Origin of the sequence: Actinoalloteichus fjordicus (assembly GCF_001941625.1) — a bacterium.
Classification (GTDB): domain Bacteria; phylum Actinomycetota; class Actinomycetes; order Mycobacteriales; family Pseudonocardiaceae; genus Actinoalloteichus_A; species Actinoalloteichus_A fjordicus.
In genome coordinates this window covers 5183049-5209005 of sequence record NZ_CP016076.1, presented here as the reverse complement: position 1 = coordinate 5209005, position 25957 = coordinate 5183049, and the positions used below count along the sequence as shown (strand labels likewise).

The 25957-nt window shown below is 72.2% G+C and carries 15 protein-coding genes; 8 read left to right on the top strand and 7 right to left on the bottom strand.

Annotated elements, in window-relative coordinates; translation table 11 throughout:
• The first annotated feature begins 65 nt into the window (after nucleotides 1-65).
• On the top strand, nucleotides 66-893 hold the full coding sequence (locus UA74_RS21960) for a Rossmann-fold NAD(P)-binding domain-containing protein (RefSeq protein ID WP_075741935.1): 828 nt from the start codon (nucleotides 66-68) through the stop codon (nucleotides 891-893).
• A 39-nt stretch (nucleotides 894-932) separates the two neighbouring features.
• Here the strand turns inward: UA74_RS21960 and UA74_RS21955 are convergent, their stop codons facing one another.
• Together UA74_RS21955 and UA74_RS21950 are read right to left on the bottom strand one after the other, a co-directional pair.
• Nucleotides 933-1340 carry a PPOX class F420-dependent oxidoreductase gene (locus UA74_RS21955; protein ID WP_075744092.1) on the bottom strand — a complete coding sequence of 136 codons (408 nt, stop codon included), beginning with the start codon at nucleotides 1338-1340 and terminating at the stop codon, nucleotides 933-935.
• Between the two features lie 58 nt (nucleotides 1341-1398).
• Nucleotides 1399-2376 (bottom strand): TIGR03557 family F420-dependent LLM class oxidoreductase, encoded by a 978-nt coding sequence (locus UA74_RS21950; RefSeq protein ID WP_157434652.1) that lies wholly within the window; start codon nucleotides 2374-2376, stop codon nucleotides 1399-1401.
• A gap of 150 nt (nucleotides 2377-2526) precedes the next feature.
• Between UA74_RS21950 and UA74_RS21945 the strand changes: the two genes are divergently transcribed.
• Both UA74_RS21945 and UA74_RS21940 read left to right on the top strand, forming a co-directional pair.
• Nucleotides 2527-4158 carry an alkaline phosphatase D family protein gene (locus tag UA74_RS21945; RefSeq protein ID WP_075765338.1) on the top strand — a complete coding sequence of 544 codons (1632 nt, stop codon included), beginning with the start codon at nucleotides 2527-2529 and terminating at the stop codon, nucleotides 4156-4158.
• Between the two features lie 132 nt (nucleotides 4159-4290).
• A complete protein-coding gene (locus UA74_RS21940) occupies nucleotides 4291-5154 on the top strand; it encodes an SDR family NAD(P)-dependent oxidoreductase (RefSeq protein ID WP_075741932.1) in 864 nt (287 codons plus the stop codon).
• Here UA74_RS21940 and UA74_RS21935 read toward each other — a convergent pair.
• The 4 genes from UA74_RS21935 to UA74_RS21920 form a co-directional block, all read right to left on the bottom strand.
• Nucleotides 5135-6100: a helix-turn-helix transcriptional regulator gene (locus UA74_RS21935; RefSeq protein WP_075741931.1), complete on the bottom strand. Its 966-nt coding sequence runs from the start codon at nucleotides 6098-6100 to the stop codon at nucleotides 5135-5137. The genes UA74_RS21940 and UA74_RS21935 overlap by 20 nt on opposite strands.
• A gap of 663 nt (nucleotides 6101-6763) precedes the next feature.
• Entirely contained in the window at nucleotides 6764-7555 is a 792-nt protein-coding gene (locus UA74_RS21930) for a cupin domain-containing protein (RefSeq protein WP_075741930.1), read from the bottom strand.
• An 84-nt stretch (nucleotides 7556-7639) separates the two neighbouring features.
• On the bottom strand, nucleotides 7640-8548 hold the full coding sequence (locus UA74_RS21925) for a DUF6807 domain-containing protein (protein ID WP_075741929.1): 909 nt from the start codon (nucleotides 8546-8548) through the stop codon (nucleotides 7640-7642).
• Between the two features lie 96 nt (nucleotides 8549-8644).
• Nucleotides 8645-9793: a Gfo/Idh/MocA family protein gene (locus tag UA74_RS21920; protein ID WP_232237366.1), complete on the bottom strand. Its 1149-nt coding sequence runs from the start codon at nucleotides 9791-9793 to the stop codon at nucleotides 8645-8647.
• A 355-nt stretch (nucleotides 9794-10148) separates the two neighbouring features.
• Between UA74_RS21920 and UA74_RS21915 the strand changes: the two genes are divergently transcribed.
• Nucleotides 10149-11378 (top strand): ABC transporter substrate-binding protein, encoded by a 1230-nt coding sequence (locus tag UA74_RS21915; protein WP_198042814.1) that lies wholly within the window; start codon nucleotides 10149-10151, stop codon nucleotides 11376-11378.
• A 100-nt stretch (nucleotides 11379-11478) separates the two neighbouring features.
• Here the strand turns inward: UA74_RS21915 and UA74_RS33060 are convergent, their stop codons facing one another.
• Nucleotides 11479-11646 carry a hypothetical protein gene (locus tag UA74_RS33060; protein WP_198042813.1) on the bottom strand — a complete coding sequence of 56 codons (168 nt, stop codon included), beginning with the start codon at nucleotides 11644-11646 and terminating at the stop codon, nucleotides 11479-11481.
• Nucleotides 11647-12425: 779 nt separating this feature from the next.
• Here UA74_RS33060 and UA74_RS21900 point away from each other — a divergent pair.
• The 4 genes from UA74_RS21900 to UA74_RS21885 are packed head-to-tail and all read left to right on the top strand — an operon-like array spanning nucleotide 12426 to nucleotide 25946.
• Complete coding sequence (locus UA74_RS21900; RefSeq protein ID WP_075765330.1) at nucleotides 12426-19856, top strand: type I polyketide synthase; 7431 nt, start codon at nucleotides 12426-12428, stop codon at nucleotides 19854-19856.
• A complete protein-coding gene (locus UA74_RS21895) occupies nucleotides 19853-24760 on the top strand; it encodes a type I polyketide synthase (protein ID WP_157442308.1) in 4908 nt (1635 codons plus the stop codon). The genes UA74_RS21900 and UA74_RS21895 overlap by 4 nt, the downstream gene beginning before the upstream one ends.
• Nucleotides 24757-25062, top strand: coding sequence for an acyl carrier protein (locus UA74_RS21890; RefSeq protein ID WP_075741924.1), 306 nt, complete (start codon nucleotides 24757-24759; stop codon nucleotides 25060-25062). The genes UA74_RS21895 and UA74_RS21890 overlap by 4 nt, the downstream gene beginning before the upstream one ends.
• The gene (locus UA74_RS21885) at nucleotides 25062-25946 is read left to right on the top strand and encodes an alpha/beta fold hydrolase (protein ID WP_075741923.1); all 885 of its coding nucleotides are present in this window, start codon (nucleotides 25062-25064) and stop codon (nucleotides 25944-25946) included. Before UA74_RS21890 ends, UA74_RS21885 begins: the two co-directional genes overlap by 1 nt.
• Nucleotides 25947-25957: the final 11 nt, after the last annotated feature.

The window sequence follows — 25957 nt, the reverse complement described above, 5'->3', positions numbered from 1 at the left end:
GATGCCACCTGCCGACTACGGTGGCCTCGTCGTCGCCACACCCATCGAATCGGGGGAAGTCCGTCATGATCGTCGTCGTCGGTGCGGATCAGCTGCTGGGCGTCGCCGCCCTCGCCCGGCTGGGCGGGGATGGGATCGCCCATCGCACCGTGAATCTCGGCGTCTCGACGGCAGGCGGGGCCTTCTCCGGTGACGAGATCGAGAAGACACTGGCCGAGGACGCGGTGTTCGACGGGGCCGAGGGCGTGCTCATCGCTCCGGTAGCGAACGGGACCGGCGCAGCGGACGGCGGCGCCGCACTGCTGGCGGGCCTGATCGACCGGGCCGTCGCGGCGGGCGTGTCGCGGGTCGTCTACCTCAGCGTCGTCGCGGCGCAGCTCTCGCCGATGGTCTTCCACGCGCGGACCGAGGAACATCTTCGATCGATCGGCGTCGAGCACACCGTGCTCCGGCTGGGCCTGGCCCTGGAGACGTTCCGCCCGCTGATCCGGCACGCGGCCGAGACGGGCGAGCTGCCCGCTCCCGAGGGGTCCGCCCGGTTCGCGGCGGCGGGGCGTTCGGATCTCGCCGCGGCGGCCGTCGCGGCGCTCACCGGCGACTACGCGGGACCGATGTTCGAGGTGACCGGCGACCGGAGCTTCGACCTGGTCGAGCTGGCGGCGGCCGTGGCGGCGGCGGCCGACCGGCCGGTGCGGCGGACCGTGGCGTCCGACGCCGAGCTGCTGCCGGTCCTGACCGCCGCCGGGATGCCGGAGGCTGCGGCGGGCGCCCTGCTCAGCATGATCAAATTCGGCGAGAACGGCGTCTTCGCCACGGCGAGTCCGCACCTGCGTGCACTGCTCGGCGGGCCGGGAACCGATCTGGCCGACGCCGTCCGGCCGTTGATCGGCTGAGGCGGGCGACGTCCACCGCCACCCGCCTCGGCGCCGGGATCATGACCCGGAGTCGACGTTCCACGCGTGCCAGCGGTCGATGTCGATCCAGACGCTGACGCGGGGACGGGTGCGATCCGGATAGGGGCCGCCCGTGTATCGGGTGGCCAGCCGGTCGATGTCGGTCATCTCGGGATCGTCCTCGATGGAGGTCGCCCGCCCCTGGATGCTCACGTGCTTGTACCAGTTCCCGTCCTCGATCACGGTGAGCGAGACCCGTGGATCACGACGGAGGTGGGTCAGCCTCGTGCGTTTGGCATCGAGGTTGACCAGGATCCGGTCCTTCTCGAACAGGTACCAGGTGGCGACCGAGACGGGCGTGCCGTCTGAACGGAGGGTGGCCATCACGGCGGGGTTTGCGCCCTCGAGCAGGGCGATGACATGCGGCGGAAGCGGTTCGGCTGCCATGATCGTCATCCTCGTCTCGGTCGGTCGGCTTCGCAAGGCGGCGGGGTCGTTCCGGACATCAGCCGAATTCCGATCGCAGGGCGGGCAGCAGCCGGTCGCGGGCGAAGGGGAAGAACGGCTCCTGATGCGCTCCGCCGATCTGCACCAGCGCGACGTCGGTGAAGCCCGCCTCGGCGAACGGGCGGATCGACTCCACGATCGCGCCGACGTCGTCGCCGCAGGGGATCGACTCGGCCACGTCGGACGGCCTGGCGAACTGGCTGGCGGCGGCGAACGCGGCGGTGGAGGGCAGCTCAGAGTTGACCTTCCAGCCGCCCGCGAACCAGCGCATCTGATCGTGGGCCCGGTCGATCGCCGCCGAGCGGTCGGCGTCGAAGCACACCGGCTGCTGGCCGATCTTGCGGCTGCGGGCCGCCCCGCTGGGCCGGGCCTTGTCCCAGCTCTGGACGAGTTCCCGCTTCGGCTCCGTGCTCACCAGGTGATCGGTCAGCGCCGCGAACCGCCGGATCGACTGTCCGCCGGAGACCGCGACGGCGATCGGCACGCGCTGCTCCGGCAGATCCCAGACCCGCGCCGAGTCCACCTGGAAGTGATCGCCACGGTGCGTGACGTAGCCGCCGTCGAAGAGCCCGCCGATGATGTGCAGCGCCTCCACCAGCATGTCGTGCCGAGTGTTCACCGGCGGCCAGCCGTGCGCCACGATGTGCTCGTTGAGGTTCTCGCCCGCACCGACACCGAGGGTGAACCGACCTTCCGACAGCAGTTGCAGCGTGGCGGCCTTCTGGGCTACCACCGCCGGGTGGTAGCGGATGATCGGGCAGGTCACATACGTCATCAGCTCGAGGCGGCTCGTCGCGTGCGCCACGGCGCCGAGCACGCTCCAGCAGTACGAGGAATGGCCCTGAGAGTCGAGCCAGGGGAAGTAGTGATCGCTGGAGACCGCGAAGTCGAAACCGGCCTTCTCGGCAGCGACGGCGTCGGACACCAGCTGCCGGGGCGGTGCCTGCTCGGTGAACAGAGTGTAACCGAAGGAGATCATTTCTCGACGATCACACGGTGGAGTGGTCGCCGCACCTCGGGCGACGGGCCGCAGGCGGGGCGGTCCGCGCGTCGCACGCCTGGTGCCGAGCATCGCACTCTGCGCGCAACCCTTGTGGGTGACGACTTCCTCCGCTAGGCAGTGCGAGTGACGGGCTTACTGCTGGGACCGGTACTGCGTTACGCGGATGCCGACTCCGCCACGGTGTGGGTGGAGACCGACGCGGCGTGTGATGTCGAGGTGCTGGGCACCACGACGCCGACCTTCGGGGTGGGCGGCCACCACTACGCGCTGGTGGTGCTGCGAGACCTCCCCTCGGACACGGCGACGCCGTATGAGGTGCGCCTCGACGGGGAGCTGGTCTGGCCGCCGCCGGGTTCCACCCTGCCGCCGAGCCGCATCCGCACCTCGGCGCAGCGTCCGGAGCACTTCACGCTGGTCTTCGGCTCCTGTCAGCACCCGCGCGTCGACCCGGTGGACCGTCCCGACACGCTCGGTCCGCACGCGCTGGCTGCCTACGCACAGCGGATGGCGACCCAGGACCAGCAGGACTGGCCGGACGCGCTGCTGCTGCTCGGCGACCAGGTCTACGCCGACGAGACCAGCCCGGCGACTCAGGACTGGCTGGCGACCCGTCGCGACCTGACCACGCCGCCGGGCACCGAGGTCGCCGACTTCGAGGAGTACACCTACCTCTACCGCGAGGCGTGGTCCGGCGAGCTGCTGCGCTGGCTGCTCTCCACCGTGCCGACGGCGATGATCTTCGACGATCACGACGTCCGCGACGACTGGAACACCTCGCAGGCCTGGCGCCGCGAGATGGCCGCCACCCCGTGGTGGCGGCAGCGGATTCGCGGCGGACTGGCCTCGTACTGGATCTATCAGCATCTCGGCAATCTCCGCCCGGTCGACCTCGACGAGGACGAGGTGTACGCGCGGGTCCTGCGCTCCGGTCGCGACGGCGATGCACTGGAGCTGCTGGAGGACTTCGCCGAATGGGCGGACTCCGAGGCGGACGGCGCCACGGCCTACCGCTGGAGCTACCGCCGCGACTACGGGCCGGTGCGGCTGGTGGTGATCGACAATCGGGCGGGCCGCGTCGTCGCGGAGGGGGTCCGCAAGATGGTCGGTGACGAGGAGTTCGACTGGATCGAGCACAACGCCGTCAGCACGCCGGATCACGTCGAGCACCTGTTCCTCGCCAGCACTCTGCCCTGGCTGCTGCCGCCCGCGATCAGCGACGTCGAGTCGCACAACGAGGTCGCCTCGGCGCGTCCCGGCAGCCGGGGCGAGCGAGGGGAGCGGATTCGGCAGGGCCTGGACCTGGAGCACTGGGCGGCCTTCCGCGAGTCCTTCGACCGGCTCTCGGCGCTGCTGCTGCGCTCGGTGCGCAGCGGCACGGCGACGGCCTCGGTGCTCTCCGGCGACGTCCACCACAGCTACATCGCCAAGGCCCGGTATCCCGACGCCCCCGACGCGCCCGTCTACCAGCTCACCTGCTCGCCCCTGCACAACGCGGCACCCAGGAAGATGCGCTGGCTGTTCCGGATGGGCTGGTGGCCCGCGCTCGTCCGCCTCACCCGATTCGCCGCCCGGCGAGCCGGCGTCGCCGACCCGCCGCTGAGCTGGGATCGACTCGCGGGGCCCTACTTCGGCAACGAGGTGGCGACGGTCTCGATCCGGGGCCGCCATGCCGAGGTGCGCCTCGAACAGGCCACGACGGCCGACGGGCGACTCGGCCTGCGCCCCATGACCCGGCAGGTGCTGGCGAACGGCTGAACCCGCCGTCCCGGCCCCTGGCCCGGTCGGGTGCCGGGGACGGTCGCGATCCGGCGGACAATCCAGACAGCCGGTGTCAGGTTTCGCTGTCACCCTCGATCACGTTCGGATTCGACGTGAGGAGACAGGACAGTGCAACTGCGGAACACGATCGCGGTCGTCACCGGCGCCAGCCGGGGCGTGGGGCGGGGCATCGCCGAGGTGCTCGGTGAGAACGGCGCCACCGTGTACGTCACCGGCCGGTCCAGCCGGGCCACCGGCAGCCCCACCGGGCGCCCCGAGACCATCGAGGAGACGGCGGAGCGGGTCACGGCGCGCGGCGGCACCGGCATCCCGGTGCGCTGCGATCACACCGACATCGACCAGATCCGGGCGTTGTTCGACCGGGTGCGGGCCGACTCGGGCAGGCTCGATGTACTGGTCTCCAACGCCTGGGGCGGCTACGAGACCACCGAGGACGACGGGATCGTCCCGCAGCCCTTGTGGGAGTCCGATCCGCGCCAGCTCGACGCGATGCTGATCGCCGGGCTGCGGGCGCACGTGCTCACGGCCCAGTTCGGCCTGCGATTGCTGGCCGAGACCGGGAACGGACTGCTGGCGGTCACCACCTGGGCGGTCGGCCCGGAGTACTACGGCCAGCTGTACTACGACGTCGCCAAGACGGCGGTCAACCGGATGCCGCTCGGCCTGGCCGAGGACCTCCGCCCCTCCGGCGGCACGGCGCTGGCCGTCTCGCCCGGCTGGACGCAGACCGAGAACATGCCTGCGGAGGCCGCGCCCTACACCGAGTCGCCGGAGTTCATCGGTCGTGCCATCGCGGCGCTGGCCGCCGACCCCGATCCCAGCCGCCACACCGGCGCGCTGCGCACGGTCGTGGAGCTGGCCGCCGACTACGGCTTCACCGACGTCAACGGCCGCGCGAGCAGTCCGTTCTGGGACGCGTTCGCCGAGGGACGCAACCTGCCGTTCGAGCTGTTCAGCGGTACAGAAGGCTGAGGCGCCTGGCCGAGTCGGCCATCAGCTCGCGCACCTCCGGCGGCGCGAGCACCTCCGCCTCTGGCCCCATCCCGAGCAGGAGATCGGCACCGATCTCGATCGACTCGACGGGCAGGGTCACCGTGATCCAGCCCTGCTCGTCGGGTTCCGCCGCCTCGGCCAGTGCCTGCCGTACGGACGAGGGGTCCAGGACTCTGGGCAGCGCAAGCCTGCCTGCCGGGGAGACCCGGAGCGTCACCGGGACGGTGAGCATCTGCTGGACGAACTCCGCCGAGCAGTCCCGCCAGAACGTGGTGAGGTCGAAGGAGCCCGCGCGGTCGAAGGTCTCCGCGAGCAGCTCGACCGTCACGAACCGGTCCACCCGATACACCCGGTGGCCCTCGTCGATCTCGGCGACCAGATACCAGCGGCCGTTCTTCAACACCAGCGCCGTCGGCGCCAGCTCCCGCCGGACCTCACGCGCGCCTCGACGGTATCGCGTCGCCACGCGCCGGTCCTCCCACACGGCGCGCGCCAGCTCGGCCAGCAGCGGGGGAGTCACGGCCTCGTCGAACCAGCCCGGCGCGTCCAGGAGGAAGCGCCGCGCCGCGTCGTCCGCGGCGTCCCGCAGCGTCGGAGGCAGCGCTGCGGACACCTTGCGCCGCGCGCTGCCCGCCTGTGCTCCGAGCCCCAGCTCCTCCAGGGTGCGACCGAGGCCCGAGAGGAACAACGCCTGCGCCTCGGCGGAGTTCAGGCCGGTGAGTCGCGTGCGGTAGCCGTCGAGCAGCCGGTAACCGCCCGCAGCGCCGCGCTCCGCATAGACCGGCACGCCCGCCGCATTCAGCGCGAGCACGTCGCGGTACACCGTGCGTTCGGAGACCTCCAGCTCGGCGGCCAGCTCGCCCGCCGTCATGCTGGTCCTGGCCTGGAGGAGCAGGACCAGCGAGATCAGCCGTGCGGCCCGCATGCGTGCTCCCTCGTCGAGCTGGTGTGTGGTCGGGGGTCAGCAGGCGGCTGTGCCGGCGCCCGCCTGCGGCCCGGCTGTTCTCGGCCGGTCCTGGCGGCCCGACGTGGGGCCGGTCGTTTCGACCTTAGTTCGGTGGTCGGACGCCGAGGCAGCTTTCGCACTCGCCTGGGCCGGCTCAGCGTCGTTCTCGGGGCGGGCGGGCCGTCCCGACGTCGTGAGCGCCGACGGGCGCGCGCCGGGTTGCGGCGTTTCCTGACGGCTGCTCCGCGCCATTCCATCGACGTGGCTGAGTCCCCACGGCGTGGCCTCGCCGTGCCCGGATCTCCGCTGCCGGTCGCAGCCCAGCGTTCGGCGGGCGAGCCGCCGCACACCGCGCACGCCGCACACCGCGCACGCCGCGCGCCGGGCCATGCCCTGCCGGGTGGCGCTTCCCGGTCCGGCCGCGCGGGTTCGTCGTCGGACGAGCCGAGGGCGCGCGCCTCGACCGGCCGGACCCGGATCGCTGCATGAGACACCGCCGTGGTCCGGACTCGGGCACCGACCGATCCCGCCGGGTCGCCCGGACGCCGCTTCCCGCCCGGCCCGCAGACGCTGCGGCGGGCCGACGCCCGAGCCGCCGCCTGCCCGCCGGGCGGGCGGCGCGCCCGCTCCTGGATCAGCCGGTCAGCCTGCGTCCGGCCGCGTGCCGCCCACCTCGTTCGCGCGCTCCACCGGGTAGGTGGTGAGCCTGCCGCACATCCCGAGTCTGCGGTCATCACGGGGAACGATCTGCCGGATCTCGGCGGCCCGCAGCCGCGAGACGTCCCCCGACTTCAACGCGGCGAGCTGCGCCCCGGTGCGCTCGGCCTCCGCCAGTGCACCGGCCCGCCAGCGCTGCTCCCAGTCGGCGAGCTTGCCGCCCACCAGGGCCAGCGCCTGCTCGTGGAAGCGGAGCAACGCCTCGTCCCGTCCCGCCGCGATCTCGTCCCGCAGCCGACCGAAGCCCTCGATGGCGAGGTCTCGTCGGGCCCTGGCCGCCGCCTCGGCCGCCGCATGGCCCTCGACCGCCGGGCTGGGCAGCGTCGCCGCCTGCGCGTACGCCGCCGGGTCGTCGAGGATCTCCGGGGGGAAGGTGAAGACCGCATCGCCTGCCTCGGGCAGCCCGTTGTTCTGCATGACGACCACGATGCGCAGATCCGCCGAATTGATCAGCCGATGGATGGTGCCCGGCGTGAACCACAGCGTCGTCCCCGGCCGCAGCTCGCTCTCCTGCTGCCCGCCTGCCGTCAGGGTCTGCACCGCACCCTCGCCCCCGACGACGACATAGGCCTCCATACAGGTCAGATGCATGTGCGGCGAGCCGCCATGACTGTCGTCCGCGGTCGGCCAGTCGTAGACGTCCAGCTGGGACACTCCCACGCCGCCGGGCAGCAGCAGGGCGTCCCCGTCCCGATACGGACTCGATTCGGCGGTCATGTCGTCTCCTCTCGTTCGGGTCCGGCCGGTCGTCTTCGTGCGCGTCCGACCGTCAGGCTGTCATCGCGGCGACCTGACTCGCCGTCAGGACCAGGTTTTCGCCGCCAGCGTGTCTGCGATCCGCTCCGAGGTCCAGGCGCCGTCGGCCACTACCACGCGGTACTCCCGATCGAGTGCCGCGCCGGGTGGCAGCGCCAGCTCCTCGTAGAAGGCCCAGCTCGGGTTGACCACGGCGAACGGGTCGGAACGGACGAACCAGTGCGCCGGGGTCGCCGCATTGCGCGGCCCCTCCTGGAAGACCAGCGTCGAATGCCGGTCGACCTCGTCGTGCTCGCCCGAGTACGCCACCCAGTCCGCGTGCTGCCCCATCACGCCTGCGGCGTCGAGGCCGCCTGCGGTGAGCACGGTGCCGTCGCGGAAGGCGCGCGGCCCGCGCCAGGCCAGCCCGGTGTAGCCCGCCATCGGCCTGCCCTCGGTGGTGGGGCTGCCGAAGTGCAGATCAGCGCCCCGCACGTTGGTGATCGTGCTGCGCCAGGTCAGCGTCCACGAGCCGTCCTCGACGTCGACGTCGTGCACGGAGATGCGACGGACCTCCTTCGCCCAGGTCTCCTCGCCGGAGTTGATCCAGGTGAGCCGCTCGACCAGGTCGAGTCGGTCCTCGGCAGCGTCGACGGCGTCGAAGCCGTCATGCCGCATCCGGCCGATGTTGTCCTTGACCACATATCCCTCGTCGCGGACGTAGCTGACGCCGCCCCAGAAGTTGTCGCCGGAGACGTGCGACGCTGTCAGCTGGAGTCCCTTGTGCCAGCGGTGGTCGTTGGGCCGGTAGTCGGTCACCACGTCGCCCGCCAGCGTCCGCAGCGGATGGCAGTAGGGCTTGGGGGCCTCGAAGGCGATCGGGTCGGGCCGGTAGACGTAGGACAGGATCGCCACGCCCGCCGCCTCCACGACGATCTCCGCGCCCAGGTCGTGCCGTACGTGCAGGATGCCCACGCTCGTCGTCCTCTTCCTGTCGTCTTCGGATGTCGCCTGCCGCGACACCGCCGCGTCTCGCGCTCGACCGCCGCCGCCGGGTGACGGTGGTCGAATTCAGCCGGTCGACTGTGCGGCGAGTGTCCAGTCGGTGCGACCGCCGCTGGGATCGGTGTAGAACGGGTCGCCCTCGACGATCTCGCCCGCGCGCACCGGACGTCCCGTCACCGCGGCCTTGTACATCGCGGTGGTGAACTCCAGGCTCCGTCTGCCGTCCACGCCGCTGCACCTCGGCCTGCGACCGGCCCGCATGTCGGCGAGCAGGCTGGCGAGCTGACCGGCGTGCGAACCCGTCTCGTCGGTGGTAGGCGTGCCCCAGCCCTCGGCCTGCTCCGCCGTGACGTGCCGGGCGGGCGTGTAGGTCCAGTCGTCGTTGGTGTAGCCGTAGACGTGGGCCAACTCCACCGTGGCATCGGCGAGATCGACCCGGATGCGGCTCGCCTCCTGCGGCGAGAGCACGCTGTTGATCACCGAGCCCATGGCCCCGGAGGTGAAGTGCACCAAGGCGGTGGAGACGTCCTCGGTCTGCACGTCCCTGGCGAGTCGACCCGCCATCGCTCGCACCTCGACCCAGTCGCCCATCAGCTCCAACAGCAGGTCCACCTGGTGGATGCCGTGGCCCATCGCGGGTCCGCCGCCCTCGGTGTCCCACCGGCCGCGCCACGGGACGGCGTAGTAGGCATCGTCGCGGTACCAGGTGGTCTGACACAGCGCCACGTACGGCGCACCGAGCCTGCCCTGCGAGATCAGGCTCCTGGCGTGCTCGGCGCCGGAGCCGAAGCGGTGCTGGAACACGAAGGCGGCGTACGGGCCTGCCGGGGAGTGGCCGTCGCCTTCGGCAGCCGAAGCGTGACAGTCGCCTTCGGCAGCTTGAGTCTGATCGCTGCCTTCGGCAGCCGCGATCTCGTCGTACTCAGCCAGCGACCGACACGGCGGCTTCTCGCACAGCACCCAGGCGCCCGCGCGTAGTGCGGCGACCGCCTGTTCCCGGTGTAGGGCGGGCGGTGTGCAGATGACGACGAGATCGGGCTGTTCCCGCGTCAACATAGTCTCGACGTCCGAATAGGACGCCGGAATGCCCCACTTGGCGGCGCAGTCGCGGGCTCGATCCTCATCGACGTCCACGGCGGCGACGATCTCGACGTCGGGCGCGTCCTGGAGCGCGGGCAGATGCCTGCCGTCGGCGATGTTGCCGGTGCCGATCACGGCGGCGCGGATGAGGGTGGTTCCTGGGCGGTACGTGGCGCGCTCCTCACCTCGGCTGCCGCAGCGTCGCCGCCGGGCAGGGATCGACGCGGCGTCGATCGAGACCTCGCGATCCCGCCGAACTGCGGGAAACGCTTTCCCTCGACGGTATCGGCCCGTCCGGCGGGACTCAACGCCTGCGACGAGGCCGGGCCGGCGTCGGCCGGTTGCGGCCGGCGACGGCCGCTGTGACGCGGCTCTCGCTTAACGTGCGAGAACGACGGGCGGGTCGTCGCTCGGCTGCGGGCCTCGGCATCCGTCGGCGGACTCGGAGGTGCTCATGATCCACCGCTCTCGACGCGGACGACCAACCTCGGTGGCAGCGGCTCTCGTCCTCGCCCTCGCGCTGGGGGCATGCGGCTCGGGTGGCGACGACGGTCAGGTCGAGCTGCGCTACACCTGGTGGGGCAACGATCAACGCGCCGAACTGCTCACCGAGGCGGTGGAGATGTTCGAGCGGGAGAATCCCGGCATCACCGTCGCCACGTCGTTCGCCGAGTTCGGCAGTTACTGGCAGCGGCTGGCCACCGAGGCGGCGGGCGGCAATCCGCCGGACGTCATGCAGATCGACTACAGCTACCTGCGGGAGTACTCCGAGCGCGGGCTACTGCGCGACCTGACGCCGTACGAGGGCGAGATCATCGCCGTCGACGAGCTGCTGCCGGGCATGGAGGCGGCGGGCCGGGTCGGCGACGAGTACTTCGCCGTGCCGGTCGGCCGCACCTCGCTGTCCTTCCAGTACGACCCCGAGGTCTGGGCCGAGGCGGGCCTGGCGCCGCCGGAGGTCGGCTGGAGCTGGGCCGACTTCGAGGGCGCGCTGGAGACCCTCCAGGCACATCTCGGCGAGGAGCGGTTCCCCACCACCTCGTGGAGCCAGCACCTGACCTTCTTCGAGAACTGGCTCGCCCAGCGCGGGGCCAGCCTCTACACCGAGGACGGCGACCTCGGATTCGAGGAGGCAGACCTCACCGAGTACTGGGAGATGGTCGTCGACCTCCAGGAACGCGGGCTCGTCGTGCCGCATGACCGGGTGGTCGCAGGCGACACGGTCACGCCGCTCGGACACGGCCTGTCGGCCTCGGAGTTCGGCTGGGACACGCTGATGCTGAGCACCGAGAACACCTACGGCTCGCCGCTGGCGCTGGGACCGATGCCCACCGGCACCGACGAACTCGGCACCTACTTCAAGCCCTCGGCACTCATGGGCGTCTCCGCTCGCAGCGAGCATCCGGAGGAGGCGGCGATGCTGATCGATTTCCTGGTCAACGATCCCGAGGCCGCCGCCCTGCTCGGGGCCGACCGGGGAATGCCCGCCACCGTGGCTCAGCAGGAGAACGTCGACCTGGCGGGTCCGGCGGGTCTCGTGGGCGAATACGAGACCTCGATCGAGGAGCACGTCCGGGACACCCCGCCGCCGCCCCCGCCGGGCGGCTCGGCCGTGGAGCGCACCCTGATCCGCATCGACGAGGAGATCGGCTACGGGCGGGTCACCGTGGCGGAGGGCGTCGAGCGCTTCTTCGCCGATGCGCGGGACAGCCTGGACTGACGGCCCTGGCGGGCGGCCCGATCCGGACCCGAATTCGGGTCCGGGGTCTCGACTTGACGAGTCGGCTGCCTCCTGGCCGAGACGGCCGTCGCGACGAGGCTCACCGTCGTCGGGCCCGGCGGTTCGAGCCCACACCGCCCAGGTGCAGGGCCAGACATAACAGGCCTGCGGTCGTCAGCAGTCCACTGCTGACCAGCCCGAGTGAGGCGCCCGCGATGTCGAGGATCAGGGCGAGCCCGAACAGCACTGCGGCGATGATGGCGATCATGGGTGCCTCCTGGAATCCGTGACCTCGGAGTGCGGTCATCTGCCCTGTACCCAGCCGGAGATCAGCTGACACGGTGATCGACCCGACACCAGGGACGCCTGCAGTCGGTTCCGGAGTCCGTCCGGGACGTCCTGGCCGTGATCGCTCGGCCGGCTGGCCGCGTGCGCGCCCCCACGTCAAGTTGGGTGCAGACCGCTGACCGGACCGCCCGAGACGCTGCCGCCCGCCGACCTGCGTCGTCGGAACCGGCCGCAGACAGCGGAGTGCGCGAGCCGCGAACCGGGCGCCTGCCAGCGGCGCGGCTCGACGAAGACCGCCACTCGCCACGCGCGGAGTCGGTCTCGGGAATGGTTCGGCCACCAGATCACGGAATGATTCCGGACGAATGCGCCGTACTTCGCATCCGCGACCTGCGACATTGTTCGGAACACGCATTATCGGGTCCGTGGTGAGACCACGGCGGGCTTCTCGGGGTGGCGATGTAGACGGGTCGTGGGTTCTCGGATCGAACGCGAGCGATGCCGCGCTGCGGGCAGATGCCAATCTATCGGGTCGGTAAAAGCCGAGGAAGAGGGGGGTTATATCACTCAAAATCACGAACTATCACTCGATGGAGTGGTGGCTGGCGTAGAATTTTGTGTTCCGAATCTGACGTCGAGTACTTTGCTGAACCGCCGGGTATATCCGGCGGGAATCCGGTGCCGCCGGGTGCGGAGCCGTTGCTCGCCCGGGTCTCGCGCCGGGAAGTGCAGAATCGCCGGACGGCGGGGGTCAGAACAGTGCTCGACGACGCAGCGATCATCGGGGTCACTCCACTCGGCGCACCCAGCGCGCGACTGGTGAGCGCCGTGAGCCGGGCCGGGGGTGTCGGAGTGCTCGACCTCGGCGCCGGGGTCGGCCGGGCGCGGACGGCGCTGGCCAAGGCCAGAGACTGGGCCGCAGGCCCATGGGGCGTCCGGGTGTCGTCGGAGACGGTGCTGGACGCCGAGATGCTCGTGGGCGTCGACCTCGTGATCGCCGATCTGCCCGCGCTGGACCGGCTCCCGGCCTGCGGGGCGGTACCGAGGCTGCTGGTCGAGGTCACCGACATCGCCGAGGCACGTCGCGCCGCGTGGGCGGGCGCGAACGGCCTGGTGCTGCGGGGCAACGAGTCGGGCGGCCGGGTGGGGGAGCTGAGCTCCCTCATCCTCCTGCAACGGCTGCTGGCCGAGCCGGATCTCCGCCTGCCGCTGTGGATCTGCGGCGGGATCGGCCCGCGCACCGCCGCCGCCGCGCTCACCGCAGGCGCGGCGGGGGTGGTGCTGGACGTCCAGCTCGCCCTGCTCGCGGAGGCCGAGACGTCGGCATCGGTCGCCGCGCGGCTGCGGCGGCTGGACGGCTCCGAGTCGGTGTACCGGGCAGGACATCGTTTCCTGCCCGCTTCGCTCGCGCCGCCCGGTGCGGGACGGAACGCCGCCGTCGAGCCGACCCGGCCCGTCGAGGCGCCGCCGGTCGACTCCGCCTCGGCAGTGGACGACCCGGCAGCGGTCGATCTACCGGCCGCCTGCTCCGCGCCCGGCCCCCTGCGGGAGTCCGAGGCCTCGTCCTCGGCTGCTCCTCGGCTCGCCTCGCCGCCGCCGGACTCGCTCCCGATCGGTCAGGACGGTGGGCTGGCCTCGGTGTTCGCCGAGCGCTACGGCGACGTCGGCACGGCCGTTCGTGCGGTGCTCGCCGCCACGATGGAGGCCGCCGTCGAGCCGCCGCCCGCCCGGGTCTCCTACGAGGACGGCGCCTTCGGCACCCGACTGCCGATCGCCCAGGGGCCGATGACCAGGGTCAGCGATCAGGCGGGCTTCGCTGGCGCCGTCGCAGCCAACGGCGCGCTGCCCTTCGTGGCGTTGGCCCTGGCCGACCGGGAGCGGAGCCGGGCGCTGCTGGAACAGACCAGGGACGCCCTCGGCGATCGGCCGTGGGGGGTCGGCGTCCTGGGATTCGTCCCCGACGAGGTCCGCACGGCCCAGTTCGACGTGATCAGGGAGATCAGGCCCACCCACGCGATCATCGCGGGCGGCAGGCCCTCGCAGGCCGCCGCGCTGGAGGAGGCGGGCGTCCGCGCCTTCGTCCACGTCCCCTCGCCGACGCTGTTGACGCAGTACCTCGGCCGAGGCCTCCGGCGGTTCGTGTTCGAGGGTGCCGAGTGCGGCGGACACATCGGACCGCGCAACAGCTTCCCGCTGTGGGAGGCGCAGGTCGGCGTGCTGCTCGATCAGCTCCGCGCGGGCGTGGCGCAGGCCGCCGACATCGCGGTGCTCTTCGCGGGCGGGGTGCACGACGACCGATCCGCCGCCATGGTGGCCGCGCTGGCCGCCCCGCTGACCTCGCTGGGTGTGGAGGTCGGCGTGCTGATGGGCACCGCCTACCTGTGCACCGAGGAGGCGGTGACCCACGGCGCCGTCACCCCGGTCTTCCAGCAGCAGGTGCTCGTGGCCGAGGGCACCGAGCTGCTGGAGTCCGCTCCCGGCCATGTGACCCGCGCGCTGGCGACGCCGTTCGCCGAGGAGTTCGGGGCCGTGCGTTCTCGGCTCGTCGCCGAGGGCGTGCCGGAGCGGCAGATCTGGGCGGAGCTGGAGGGGCTCAACGTCGGTCGACTGCGCATCGCGGCCAAGAGCGTCCGCCGGACGGCGGAGGGCCTCACCCGCGTCGACGCCGACGAACAGCTCCGCGACGGACTGTTCATGGCGGGTCAGGCCGCCGTCCTGCGCTCCGAGCCGACGACGATGGCCGACCTGCACGAGGCGGTGACCTCGGGCGCCGAGGAGTTCCGCCGGGAGCGCGCCGCCTGCCTCTCGGCCGGTGCCGAGCCGTCGGAGACCGAGACAGCCCGACCGCTGGACATCGCCGTCGTCGGCATGGGCTGCGTCTTCCCCGACGCCCCCGACCTCGATCGATTCTGGGTGAATCTGCTGGAGGGGCGGGACTCGGTAGTCGAGGTGCCCGACGATCGTTGGGACCCTGCGCTGTTCCACCGATCCGACGCCGTGGTCGGCGACGGCCGCTCGGTCTCCAAATGGGGCGGCTTCCTGCCGCCCGTCCCCTTCGATGCCATCCGGCACGGCATCCCGCCCGCCGCCCTGGCCAGCATCGACCCCGCCCAGCTGCTGGCGTTGACGGTCGCCGAGGCCGCGCTGGTCGACGCCTTCGGCGACCGGGACTTCGACCGGGGGAGGACCTCGGTGGTCTTCGGCGTCCAGGCGGGCGGCGACCTGGGCAGCGCCCTCGCGATGCGGTCGCTGCTGCCCGCCTATCTCGCCGACGTCCCTGCCGAACTCGACGCCGCGCTGCCGCGCCTCACCGGCGACTCGTTCCCCGGCGGGCTGGCCAACATCGTCTCCGGGCGCATCGCCAACCGCCTGAACCTCGGCGGGATGAACTACACCGTCGACGCCGCCTGTGCCTCCTCGCTCGCCGCGCTCGACGTCGCCTGCAAGGAACTGGTCGAGGGCACCAGCAACGTGGTGTTGTGCGGCGGGGTCGACGTGCACAACGGCATCTCCGACTATCTGATGTTCTCCTCGGTGGGCGCGTTGTCGCCGACCGGCCGATGCCGGTCCTTCGACAGCACCGCCGACGGCATCGTGCTGGGGGAGGGCGCGGCCTGCGTCGCGCTCAAGAGGCTGGCCGACGCCCGCCGCGACGGCGACCGGGTCTACGCCGTGATCAAGGGCGTCGGCAGCGCCAGCGACGGCCGTGCGCTCGGGCTGACCGCACCCAGGGCGGAAGGTCAGCAGCGGGCGCTGCGACGGGCCTACACCCAGGCGGGGATGTCCCCCGCCGAGGTCGGCATGATCGAGGCGCACGGCACCGGCACGGTGGCGGGCGACGCGGCGGAGCTCACGTCGTTGACCGCAGTCTTCGGTGCGGCGGGCGCACGGGTGGGCGGCACCGCGCTCGGCTCGGTCAAGTCGCAGATCGGGCACACCAAGTGCGCGGCCGGTCTCGCGGGCCTGGTCAAGACGGCGCTGGCCCTGCACACCGGAGTGCTGCCGCCCACCCTCCATGTGCGCAGCCCCAACGTCGCCTACGACCCCGAGACGAGCCCCTTCACCCTGAGCGGCCGGGCCAGGCCGTGGCCCGTTCCCGCCGCCGAGCGGGCGGGCGCGGTCAGTGCCTCCGGTTTCGGCGGGATCAACTTCCATGCGGTCCTGCGTGCCGATCCGCTGGGGCCGCCGCCCGCCTCCGGCCGTGCGGAGTGGCCCGCCGAGCTGTTCCTCTTCCGGGCCGCGGACGAGGCCGGGCTGCAGCGCGTGCTGACGCGGCTGCGGGAGCACCTCGAGGTCAACGATCGGGCGGGCAGGCCGTGGAGCCTGCGGGACCTCGCGGCCACCGCCGCCGCCTGGCAGGACGAGCACGATCGTCCGGTCGGCCTCGCGCTGGTCGCCTCGGACCTCGACGAGCTGGCCGAGTTGGTCGGGCGGGCCTCGGCGGGCGAGGACGACCCTGCCTCGGGACTGTTCCGCGCCACGGAACTCGGGCGCACCGGCCCGCCGCCGGAGGTGGCGCTGCTCTTCCCCGGACAGGGCAGTCAGCGTCCCGGCATGCTGGCCGCGCTGCTCATCGCCTTCCCCGAACTGCATCGTCATCTGCGCGGCGTGCCCGACGGCGCCTGCGTCGTCTACCCGCCCGCGCCGTTGACCGAGGCCGTCGAACAGGCCCAGCGCGCGGCCGTCACCGACACGACCGTGGCGCAGCAGGCCCTCGGCGGCACGGGACTGCTCGTCGCCGAACTTCTCCAGCGCGTCGACGTCGTCCCGACGATGGTCGCGGGCCACAGCTACGGCGAGCTGGTCGCGTTGTGCGTCGCCGGGGTGCTCAGCCCGGACGACCTGGTGACGGTGACCCGGCAGCGGGCCGAGGCGGTTTCCGACGCCGCCCGCGACGTCGAGGGGGCGATGGCGGCGGTGTCGGCGGGTCCGGCGGAGACGGCCTCGGTGCTCGAGGCGGCCGCCCTCGCCGGGCAGGTCGTGGTGGCCAATCACAACGCCCCGGCCCAGACCGTCGTCTCCGGTCCGGCCTCGGCGATCGGGGAGGCCGTCGTCGCGCTGCGCGGTGCAGGACTCGGCGCCCGGCGAATCCCGGTCGCCTGCGCGTTTCACAGCCCGCTGATGGACCCGGCGAGTCGCGCATTCGGCGCGGCGCTGGCTGATCGGCGGTTCGGGCGGGCGGAGCTTCCCGTCTGGTCGAACCGCACCGCGGACCGCTACCCGGCGGACCCCGCCCGGGTGGGCGCGGAACTCGCCGCGCAGCTCGCGGCCCCGGTGCGCTTCGCGGACCAGATCGAGGCGATGTACGAGGCAGGCGCCCGAGTCTTCGTCGAGGCAGGGCCGGGCACCGTCCTCACCCGTCTGACGGCGGCGGTGCTGGGTGACCGACCGCATCTGGCGGCGTCCGGTGCGGACTCGCGCCCCGGCCTCGGCGGCTTCCTCGTCCTGCTGGCCCGGCTCGCCGTGGCGGGCGTCCCGGTGCGCGCCGCCGGGCTGACCGCCGGGCGTGGTGCCCGCGTCATCACGCCCGCCGCTGCGGTGCGGGGTGCGCGGGCGGGCGACCGCGCGGTCGCCGCGAACCTCCGAACGCTCATCGGGCCCGGAGCCGGGACCACGAGTGACGTCCCGCCGCAGCGCCCCGGCTGGGCCGTGGACGGGCGTTCGGTCCGCACGATCGAGGGCGCGCACCTTCCCGACGGGCTTCGACCGGCCCGACGTATCCAGGAGGACGTCATCACCATCCAACGCGACCCAGCACCCCGAGGCGATGCCGAGCGGCTCGTCACCGACTTCCTCAGGTCGAGCCGGGAGATGCTCGCCGCGCAGCGCGACGTGCTGATGACCTATCTCGGGGCAGGCTCGGCTGCCGGACCGGCCGCACCGCCGAGCGTCACCTGGGCTCCGCCCGTGATCGTTGCTGCACCGGTCGGCAGCGCCTCGGTCGCCGCCGCTCCCGCCGCCGTCGGGACGGCGGAGGCCGGTCCCGCCGCTGTCGTCTCCGCCGTCGGGCAGGCGCAGGTCGCTCCCTCGGCCCCGCTCACGGCGGTCGTCCCGGCGGCCGCCGTGCCCGCGACCGAGCCGGTGGTGCCGCCCGCGTCGGTCGACGTCCATGCGCTGGTGCTGACGGTGATCAGCGAGCGGACCGGCTATCCGGTGGATCTGATCGATCCGGACCTCGACCTGGAGGCCGACTTCAGCATCGACTCGATCAAGCGGACCGAGATCGCGGGCGAGCTGATCGCCCGGCTCGGCCTCGACGTCGACGCGCTGCCGGAGGAGGACGTCGACGAACTCGCCAAGGCCAGGACGACGGTCGCGATCGCGGCCTGGCTGACCCGGCGCCGAGACGGCGAGGCCGGCTCGGTGAGCCCCGAACCGGCGGGTACCGAACCGGCGATCACCGGAGGGTCCGCGTCTCGCGAGCCCTCGACGGGCGCAGCCCCGGAAGGAGCAGACCTCGCCACGTCTCGTCGCACCGGCTTCGACCCCGCCGCGTTCGACCCCGCCGGATCGGGCGACTCCTCGCCTGCCGGATACATCGCGATCACTGATCCGCAACGGCGGTCGATGGTCGCGGCGAGCCCGACGGCCCCGGACACGCTCGAGGACCGCACCCCGCTGGTCGGACACCCTGCCGACGGCGTCTCGACGAGCGACGATCGGAGTGCCGCTCGGCCGATCGAGACCACTCCGTCCGGCCGGGAGCCGGTGCGGCACGTGTGGGGCGCCGTCGAGCTGGCCTCGCTCACCGAGGTCGATCCGCAGGCCTTGGCGGGCGCCCGGTTCGCGGTCTTCGGCGCGCCCGGTGCGGTGCGAACCGAGCTGCACGGCCTGCTGGAACGGCACGGGTGCTCGGTGTTCCTGGGGACGGCGGGCGGTCGGATGCCCGACGGGGAGCCGCCTGCCGACGGAGTGATCCGACTGGACGCGGTGGACATCGGCGATCCCGTGCTCCCCGATCTGTTCGGTCCGGTCAAGGCCGCGCTGGCCCGGCCGCCGAAGTGGTTCGCGCTGCTGAGTCATGCCGATGACGACGACCGGACGGCCACGGTCAATGCGGCGGGGCTGCGAGGCCTGATGCGCACCGTGGATCGGGAGTACCCCGAGACCGTCGTCCGGCTGATCGAGTTCGCGTCCGCCGCCGACCCGGCGCAGATCGCGGCCTCGGTGCTCACCGAGCTGCTGGGCGAACGCCGCACGGACCCGCCGGTCATCCGGCTCGACGGATCGACCCGCCGGGCGCAGCTGCCCATCCGGGCCGACCTCGGACTGGTCGCGACGACGGGAGCGGGGCCGGGCGCGGACGCGAGGCGAGAGGCCCGGCTGCTCGGCCTCGACGACGACGCCGTCCTGCTGGTCGTCGGCGGCGGCCGGGGCATCACCGCCCGCTCGGCGACCGCGCTCGCCGCGGGCGGGGCGAAGGTGCACCTCGCAGGCCGCACCGCGCTGTCGACGACGCCGGAGTCCGCCGCGACGGCGGGCGTCACGGACCTCCCCGGGCTACGGGCCGCACTGGCCTCCAGCGGCACCGTGGGCTCCCCGGCGGAGGTGGACGCGGCGGCCAGGGCGGTGCTGGCCCGACGCGAGGTCGACGCGACGCTCACGGAGCTGCGCCGCTCCTCGGCGGACGTGTCCTACCACCAGCTCGACGTCCTCGACCCGGAGTCGGTGCACCAGCTGGTGAAGGAGCTGTACACCCGGCACGGCCGCATCGACGGCGTCGTGTTCGGCGCGGGCACCATCGAGGACCGGCTGCTGGCCCACACCGACGGCGCCGCGTTCCGGCGGGTGTACGACACGAAGGTGTCCGGCGCCTCGACGCTGTTGTCCTCGCTCGCGACGCTGCCGAGGTCACCGAGGTTCGTGGTGCTGTTCGGCAGCATCTCCGCCGTGCTGGGCAATCGCGGCCAGGCGGCCTACGCGGCGGGCAACGACGCGTTGGAGGCCCTCGGCAACGCCTATGCGGTGCGGACGGGTGCCAGGACGATCACCGTCCACTGGGGACCGTGGGTGCCCGACGGCGTGCATCGGGGGATGGTCTCCGACGAGCTTGGTCGCGAGTTCGCGCGTCAGGGGCTGGACATGATCGACCCGGACGCGGGTGTCGACGCGCTGACCCGTGAACTGCTGTGGGGCGACCCCACCGCTCGCTCGGTCTTGTACGCGCCGCAGGGCTGGGTCAATCCGTGACGCTCTCGGCGGACGGCGTCGCGATCGTGGGCATGGCCGTGCTCTTCCCGCAGGCCGGGAACCTGGACGCCTATTGGCGCAACCTGGTCGACGGAGTCGACGCGACGAGCCTGGTCCGGCCGGGCCGCTGGGGCGAGGACTATTACGACCCCGCCGCCGTCGGCCGGACCCGCCCCGACGCCATGTACTGCAGGCGGGGCGGCTTCATCGACGACCTCGCCGAGATCGACGTCTCCCGCTTCGGAATCACGCCGATGTCGGTGGCCGACACCGAGCCCGATCATCTGATCGTGCTCAGCGTCGCCGCCGACGCGATCACCGACGCGGGCGGTGAAGGGGCGCTGCCGGATCGGGATCGTGTGGGCGTGGTCCTCGGTCGCGGCGGCTATGTGTCCACGAGGCAGACCGACCGCAGCGACCGGATCACCAGACCCGCGCAGTTCGCGTCGATGATGCGCGAGATCTTCCCCGAGCTCGACGACGTCGCGGTGTCCGAGCTGACACGCCATGTTCGAGCAGGCCAGCGTCCGGAGCAACCGGAGAACGCGATCGGGGTGGTCTCCAACCTGATGGCCTCCCGCGTCGCGAACCGACTGGATCTGCGGGGACCCGCCTACATCGTCGACGGCGCGTGCGCCTCGTCGCTGATCGCCGTTGACCACGCCGTCGGCGAGCTGCAGCGGCACCGCTGCGATCTGATGCTCGCCGGGGGCTCCCACCACTCGCACCACATCGCGTTCTGGAGTGTCTTCACCCAGATGCAGGCCCTGTCGTCGAGCGAGCACATCCGGCCCTTCGACCGGCGGGCCGACGGCACGCTGATCGGGGAGGGCACCGGGGTCGTGGTGCTCAAGCGCCTCGCCGACGCCCGCCGGGACGGCGACCGGGTGTACGCGGTGATCCGAGGCACCGGCCTGGCCAGCGACGGCCGGTCGTCCAGTCTGGTCAACCCCACCATCGCGGGCCAGGCGCGCGCCGTCCGCCAGGCGTGGCGCGAAGCGGGGATCGATCCGAGTTCGCCGCACTCGATCGGCCTGTTGGAGGCCCACGGCACGGCGACCCCCGTCGGCGACACGGTCGAGATCGGCACCCTCGCCGAGGTCTTCGGCCCCGCTGCGGGCGATCCGGCGGTCATCGGCTCGGTGAAGTCGATGATCGGCCACACCATGCCTGCCGCCGGGGTCGCGGGACTGGTCAAGGCCGCGCTGGCCGTGCATCACGGGGTTCAGCTGCCTACCCTGCACTGCGACCAGCCGCATCCCGACCTCGCCGCGACCCGGTTCCGACCCCTGGCGGAGGCACGTCCCTGGGAGTCGCCCGCAGGCGTGCCACGTCGGGCCGCGGTCAACGCCTTCGGCTTCGGCGGAATCAACGCCCACGTCGTCTTGGAGCAGGAGGCGGATTCGGTCGGCCGGTCCGGGTTCGCCGCGATCACGCGCACCCAGGACGCCGGAGCGGGCGAGCGGACCCTGCGGCTCGTCGCCTCGGATCCGGCCGCCATGGCGCGACTCTTCGAGGCCGACGACGCCGAGGTGCTGCGCGTCGGGCTGTCACCGGAGGCCGAGACGTCGGCAGGCGGACCGTGCAGGCTGGCGATCGTCGACCCCACACCGAGACGACTGGCCTTCGCCCGCCGGGTGATCGCGGCAGACCGGGCCTGGCGGGGCCGCAACGACATCTGGTTCGCTCCGACACCGCTGCTCGGGCCAGCCTGCTCCGGGCGGCTCGCCTTCGTCTTCCCCGGCCTGGACAGCGAGACGGAGACCGGCTTCGAAACCGAGACGTCCACTCCGATGTCCCGCATGCTCGAGATCCTCGGCGCAGGCCGAGAGCTGGATCGAGGCCTGCGTGCCGAGGGGGTGGTGCCGGACGCGATCGCCGGTCACAGCCTCGGCGAATGGAACGCCATGTCCAGCGCCGGGGTGATCGGCGAGGATGCGACCGCGTCGCTGGTCGAGGCCGTCCAGCGCGATGACATCACGCTCATGGACCTGACGTTCGTCCTGGTCGGCGAACCGGTCGGCGAGGTCCGCACGCTGATCGAGGCCTATCCCGGTCTGGTGATCTCGCATGACAACAGCCCTCGGCAGACCATCGTGTGCGGCCCGGCCCAGGACGTCGAGCCGTTCCTGGCCGCCTGCCGCGATCGTGGACTCATCGCCTGGGCACTGCCGTTTCGGACCGGTGCACACACCCCGATGTTCGCGCCGCTGGCGGAACGCCTGAAGGCCTACGTCGATCAGGCGACGCTGCGCCCCGCCAGTGTCGAGGTGTGGTCGGCCACGCTCGCCGCACCGTTCCCCGCCGAGACCGAGCAGACGAGAGAGCTGATCATCCGGCACCTCGTCGAGGCCGTTCGCTTCACCGAGCTGGTGGAGGCGATGTACGCGGCAGGCGTTCGGGCGTTCGTGCAGCCGGGAATGGGACAGGTGCCTGCGCTGGTCGACGACATCCTGGGCGAACGCGAACATCTCGCGATCTCCGCTGCGCAGAAGGGTCGGGACGCCGAGCCACAGCTCCGCCGGGTACTGGCCGCGCTCTGGGCAGACGGCTATCCGACGGCGCGCAGGCCCGTGACGGACACACCGCCGTCGTCGACCCGTTCCCTCGCTCCGGTGCCGCTCGCGCTGGGTCCGGAGCCGTTGGTACTGCGGGCCGAGGGCCGGGCCGCCATTCGCGACCTCTTCGACCGGGCTGTTCTTCCTCACGCGGGCAGTGCGGCGGACATCGGTACTGCGGCAGGCATCGGTACTGCGGCGGGCATCGGCGGTCGACCGGCGGGAACGACGGCCTCCGCGACGGAGTTGACCGCCCTGCTCGGTGAGATCGAGCAGTCTGCGGAGTGGGCCGCGTCCGTGCTCGACTCCCTGAGCCACGACCGACCGGTGGCTGCGGCCTCCGCCGTCCCGATCGGCTCGGCACCGGAGCAACCGCAGGCCGGTGCCTCGGCGACGTCGTCGAGTCCCGGTGCACTCTCCTCGGTCGCGGCCGGGGCGCCTGCCACCGACTCTTCCGGTGTGGACGGAGTCGTCCGCTCGCCTGCTCCGGGGCAGCATCCGGCGATCGGGGCTCCGGTGGCCACCGCGACCCCGTCCGCCGCCCCGACCCTCCTGCCGCCGCTGCCGCCGTCGCCGAGTGAGCAGGAGCCGACTGGGCAGCCGCCGGGCGCCGCCGAGGCCCTCGCCCGCGAGACCGGTCTGGTGGCGACCACGGCGCAGGCTCGGGCGGCGCAGGGCGGCACCGACATCACCGCGATGCTGACGGTGTCCACCGAGACGATGCCGCATCTCCGGGATCACTGCTTCTACCGGCAGCGTCCCGGCTGGCCGGACGACCGCGATCGACAGTCGGTCCTGCCCGCCACCGGGATCGTGGCGCACATCGTCGACTTCGTCCGGCAGGCCTGTCCCGGCCGCCAGGTCGTCGAGGTGAGCGGGCTGCGGCTGCGACGACTGATCAACGCAGCACCACCGACCGACGTGCAGCTCGTCGCGACCGCGCTGGAGACTGATCGCTATCGCGTGGAGGTCAGCGGTCACGCCGAGGCGGTCGTCACCGTCGCCGACGACTACCCCGCAGCGACACCGCCGATGACGCTGCGCTCTCCGGCGGAGTCGGAGCCCTGGCATCGCGCCGAGCAGCTCTACACCGAACGGCTGATGTTCCACGGACCGGTCTTCGCCAAGGTCAGCGAGATCCTGGCGGTCGGCGAGCGTCACATCAGGGGGGTGCTCACCGCTTCTGACGTGCCGGGGGTACTGCTGGACAGCGCGGCCCAGCTGCTCGGCTATTGGATTCAGCAGAGTCCGACGGTGAGTCGGCATACCCTTCCGATGGCTGCGGACTCGATCCGCTACCACGCGCCGTTCCCCGCTCCGGGTACCAGGGTCGACTGCATCGCCCAGTTGACCTCGATCAGCGAGACCGAGTCCGTCGCGGATCTGCGCCTCACGGTGGCGGGCAAGCTGATCGTCGAGATCATCGGCTGGCGAAATCGGGTCTTCGCGGACAATCGACGGACCCTGGAGTACCTGCGCAATCCGCAGCGGGACCTGCTCTCCGAACCGCGTCCGGGCGGCTGGGTGCTGCTGCGTGAGCAGTGGTCGGATCTGCCCACCCGGCAGATGGTGCTCGGCGGCGTCCTCAACGCCGAGGAACGGGCGGAGTACCTGGAGCGGCCCCTGCGGGTCAGGAGGCAGTGGCTGCTCGGCAGGGTGGCGGCGAAGGACGCGGTGCGACACCGGCTGCGGGCCGTCGGCACCGACGGGGTGTTCCCCGCCGAGATCCGAGTGGCCAATGAGGCGAGCGGCAGGCCGTACGTGACGGGACTGCACGGCCTGACGCTGCCGGAGCTGTCGCTCTCCCTCGCCCACAGCGGCACGATCGCGGTCGCCATCGCCGAGCCGGGCGACACGCAGGTCGGCATCGACGTGGAGCAGGTACTGCCGCGATCCGATGCGACCGTCGAACTGGCTCTGGACCCCGTCGAACGCGGACTGCTCGCGGATCTCGTCGGGCTGACCGGCGAGTCGGCGGAGGTGTGGTTCACCCGGTTCTGGACCGCGAAGGAGGCCGTGGCCAAGGCCGAGGGCACCGGCCTGACCGGCGGTCCTCGTCGGTTCGCGGTGCGGACCCGGCCGGACGGCGACCTGGAGGTGACGGTGGGCGGCCTGGACGGCGACCGCCGTGACCGTGAGATCGCAGCCGACGAGCCCGCAAGTGGTGAGCCCGCAGGTGACGACCGCCCGCGTGCGGGAGCGGACGCTGCGGGCATCGACCAGCACCAGCCTGCCTCGCGCAGATATCGCGTACGCACCGCGATGATCGACGAATCCGGCACGGATCGACAACTCGAGACAGCGCCACGCTATGTGGTCGCCTGGACAGTGAAGGAGAAGACATGACGGGACACCTCGCCGTCGACGCGGATCAGGTGCTGGCCGAGGTGATCTCGGGCATCATCCAGGCCTGCCCCCGGATCGACCCCGAGATCGACGAGATCACCATGACGACCGACCTCCGCGAGGATCTGGCCCTCTCCAGCGTGGATCTGGTCACGGTGTTCGCCCGGCTCACGACGGTGTACGAGACGCGAGTGAACTTCGTCGACCTGGTCGTCGAAGGCAGGCTGGCCGACACGTCGGCGTTGACGGTCGGCTCGTTGGTCGAGTACATCGTGCGCAGGCTCGCGGCGGCGGCGACCTGATGGCCGTTGCCGTGCTGAGCGGCCTGCGCTGCAATCTGGAACTGCTCTCACCTGCCGAACCCCGGCCGGAGCAGCCCGCGGTGGTCTGCGTGCACGGCATGGGGGTCGACAGCCTGGCCAGCTACTACCTGACGATCGGCTCACCACTGGTCCGGGCCGGTGCCGAGGTCGCCATGTACGACCTGCGTGGCCACGGGAACAGCGAGCGGCCGCCCACCGGGTATCGCCTGGACGACTTCGGCGCCGATCTCGCAGCGGTGATCGCCCACCTCGGCTGGCAGAATCGCCCGGTCCAGCTCGTCGGCAACTCCTTCGGCGGGACGGTGGTCTTCCATTACGCGACGGCCCACCCGAGGCGGGTGGTGTCGGTGACGGCCGTGGAGACCGAGCCGCCCACCGAGTCCTGGTCGGGGTGGATGGCGCGGGTGCTGCACGACATGGCGACGGAGATGACGGCCCCCGACGCCGTCGAGCGGCTCGGCGCGGGTCGCGGCCGGGTCGGCCTGCGACAGGCCGAGGCGATGCGCGCCCTGGTGCGAGACACGACGCTGGTCGCCGACGTGCCTGCCGGGCCGTTGCTGAGTGAGCGGGAGCTGGCCGACTTCCCGATTCCGGTGCTCGGCCTGTACGGCGCCCGGTCGGAGATCGCCGACCGGGCGCAGCTGCTGCCGAGGCTGCTCTCTGACTGTGTGACGGTGACCTTCCCCGACCACGGCCATCGGCTGCTGGTGGACGCCCGGCGTGCGGTGACGGATCTCGTCGTTCCCTGGATCATGGCGGGCCGCCGCCCGAGCGTCGTGGCGGACGGGGCCGTCGTCCTGCGTAGCGGGAGTCCGACGCCGTCCACGGTGCGGTCGACCGTGCCTGCTGAACCGCGAAGATGAAGAACTCTTCA

Coding starts and splice junctions, on each gene's coding strand:
- UA74_RS21935 (WP_075741931.1), bottom strand. CDS start 6,100: ATGCGGGCCGCACGGCTGATCTCGCTGGTCCTGCTCCTCCAGGCCAGG.
- UA74_RS21890 (WP_075741924.1), top strand. CDS start 24,757: ATGACGGGACACCTCGCCGTCGACGCGGATCAGGTGCTGGCCGAGGTG.
- UA74_RS21885 (WP_075741923.1), top strand. CDS start 25,062: ATGGCCGTTGCCGTGCTGAGCGGCCTGCGCTGCAATCTGGAACTGCTC.
- UA74_RS21960 (WP_075741935.1), top strand. CDS start 66: ATGATCGTCGTCGTCGGTGCGGATCAGCTGCTGGGCGTCGCCGCCCTC.
- UA74_RS21955 (WP_075744092.1), bottom strand. CDS start 1,340: ATGGCAGCCGAACCGCTTCCGCCGCATGTCATCGCCCTGCTCGAGGGC.
- UA74_RS21930 (WP_075741930.1), bottom strand. CDS start 7,555: ATGACCGCCGAATCGAGTCCGTATCGGGACGGGGACGCCCTGCTGCTG.
- UA74_RS33060 (WP_198042813.1), bottom strand. CDS start 11,646: ATGATCGCCATCATCGCCGCAGTGCTGTTCGGGCTCGCCCTGATCCTC.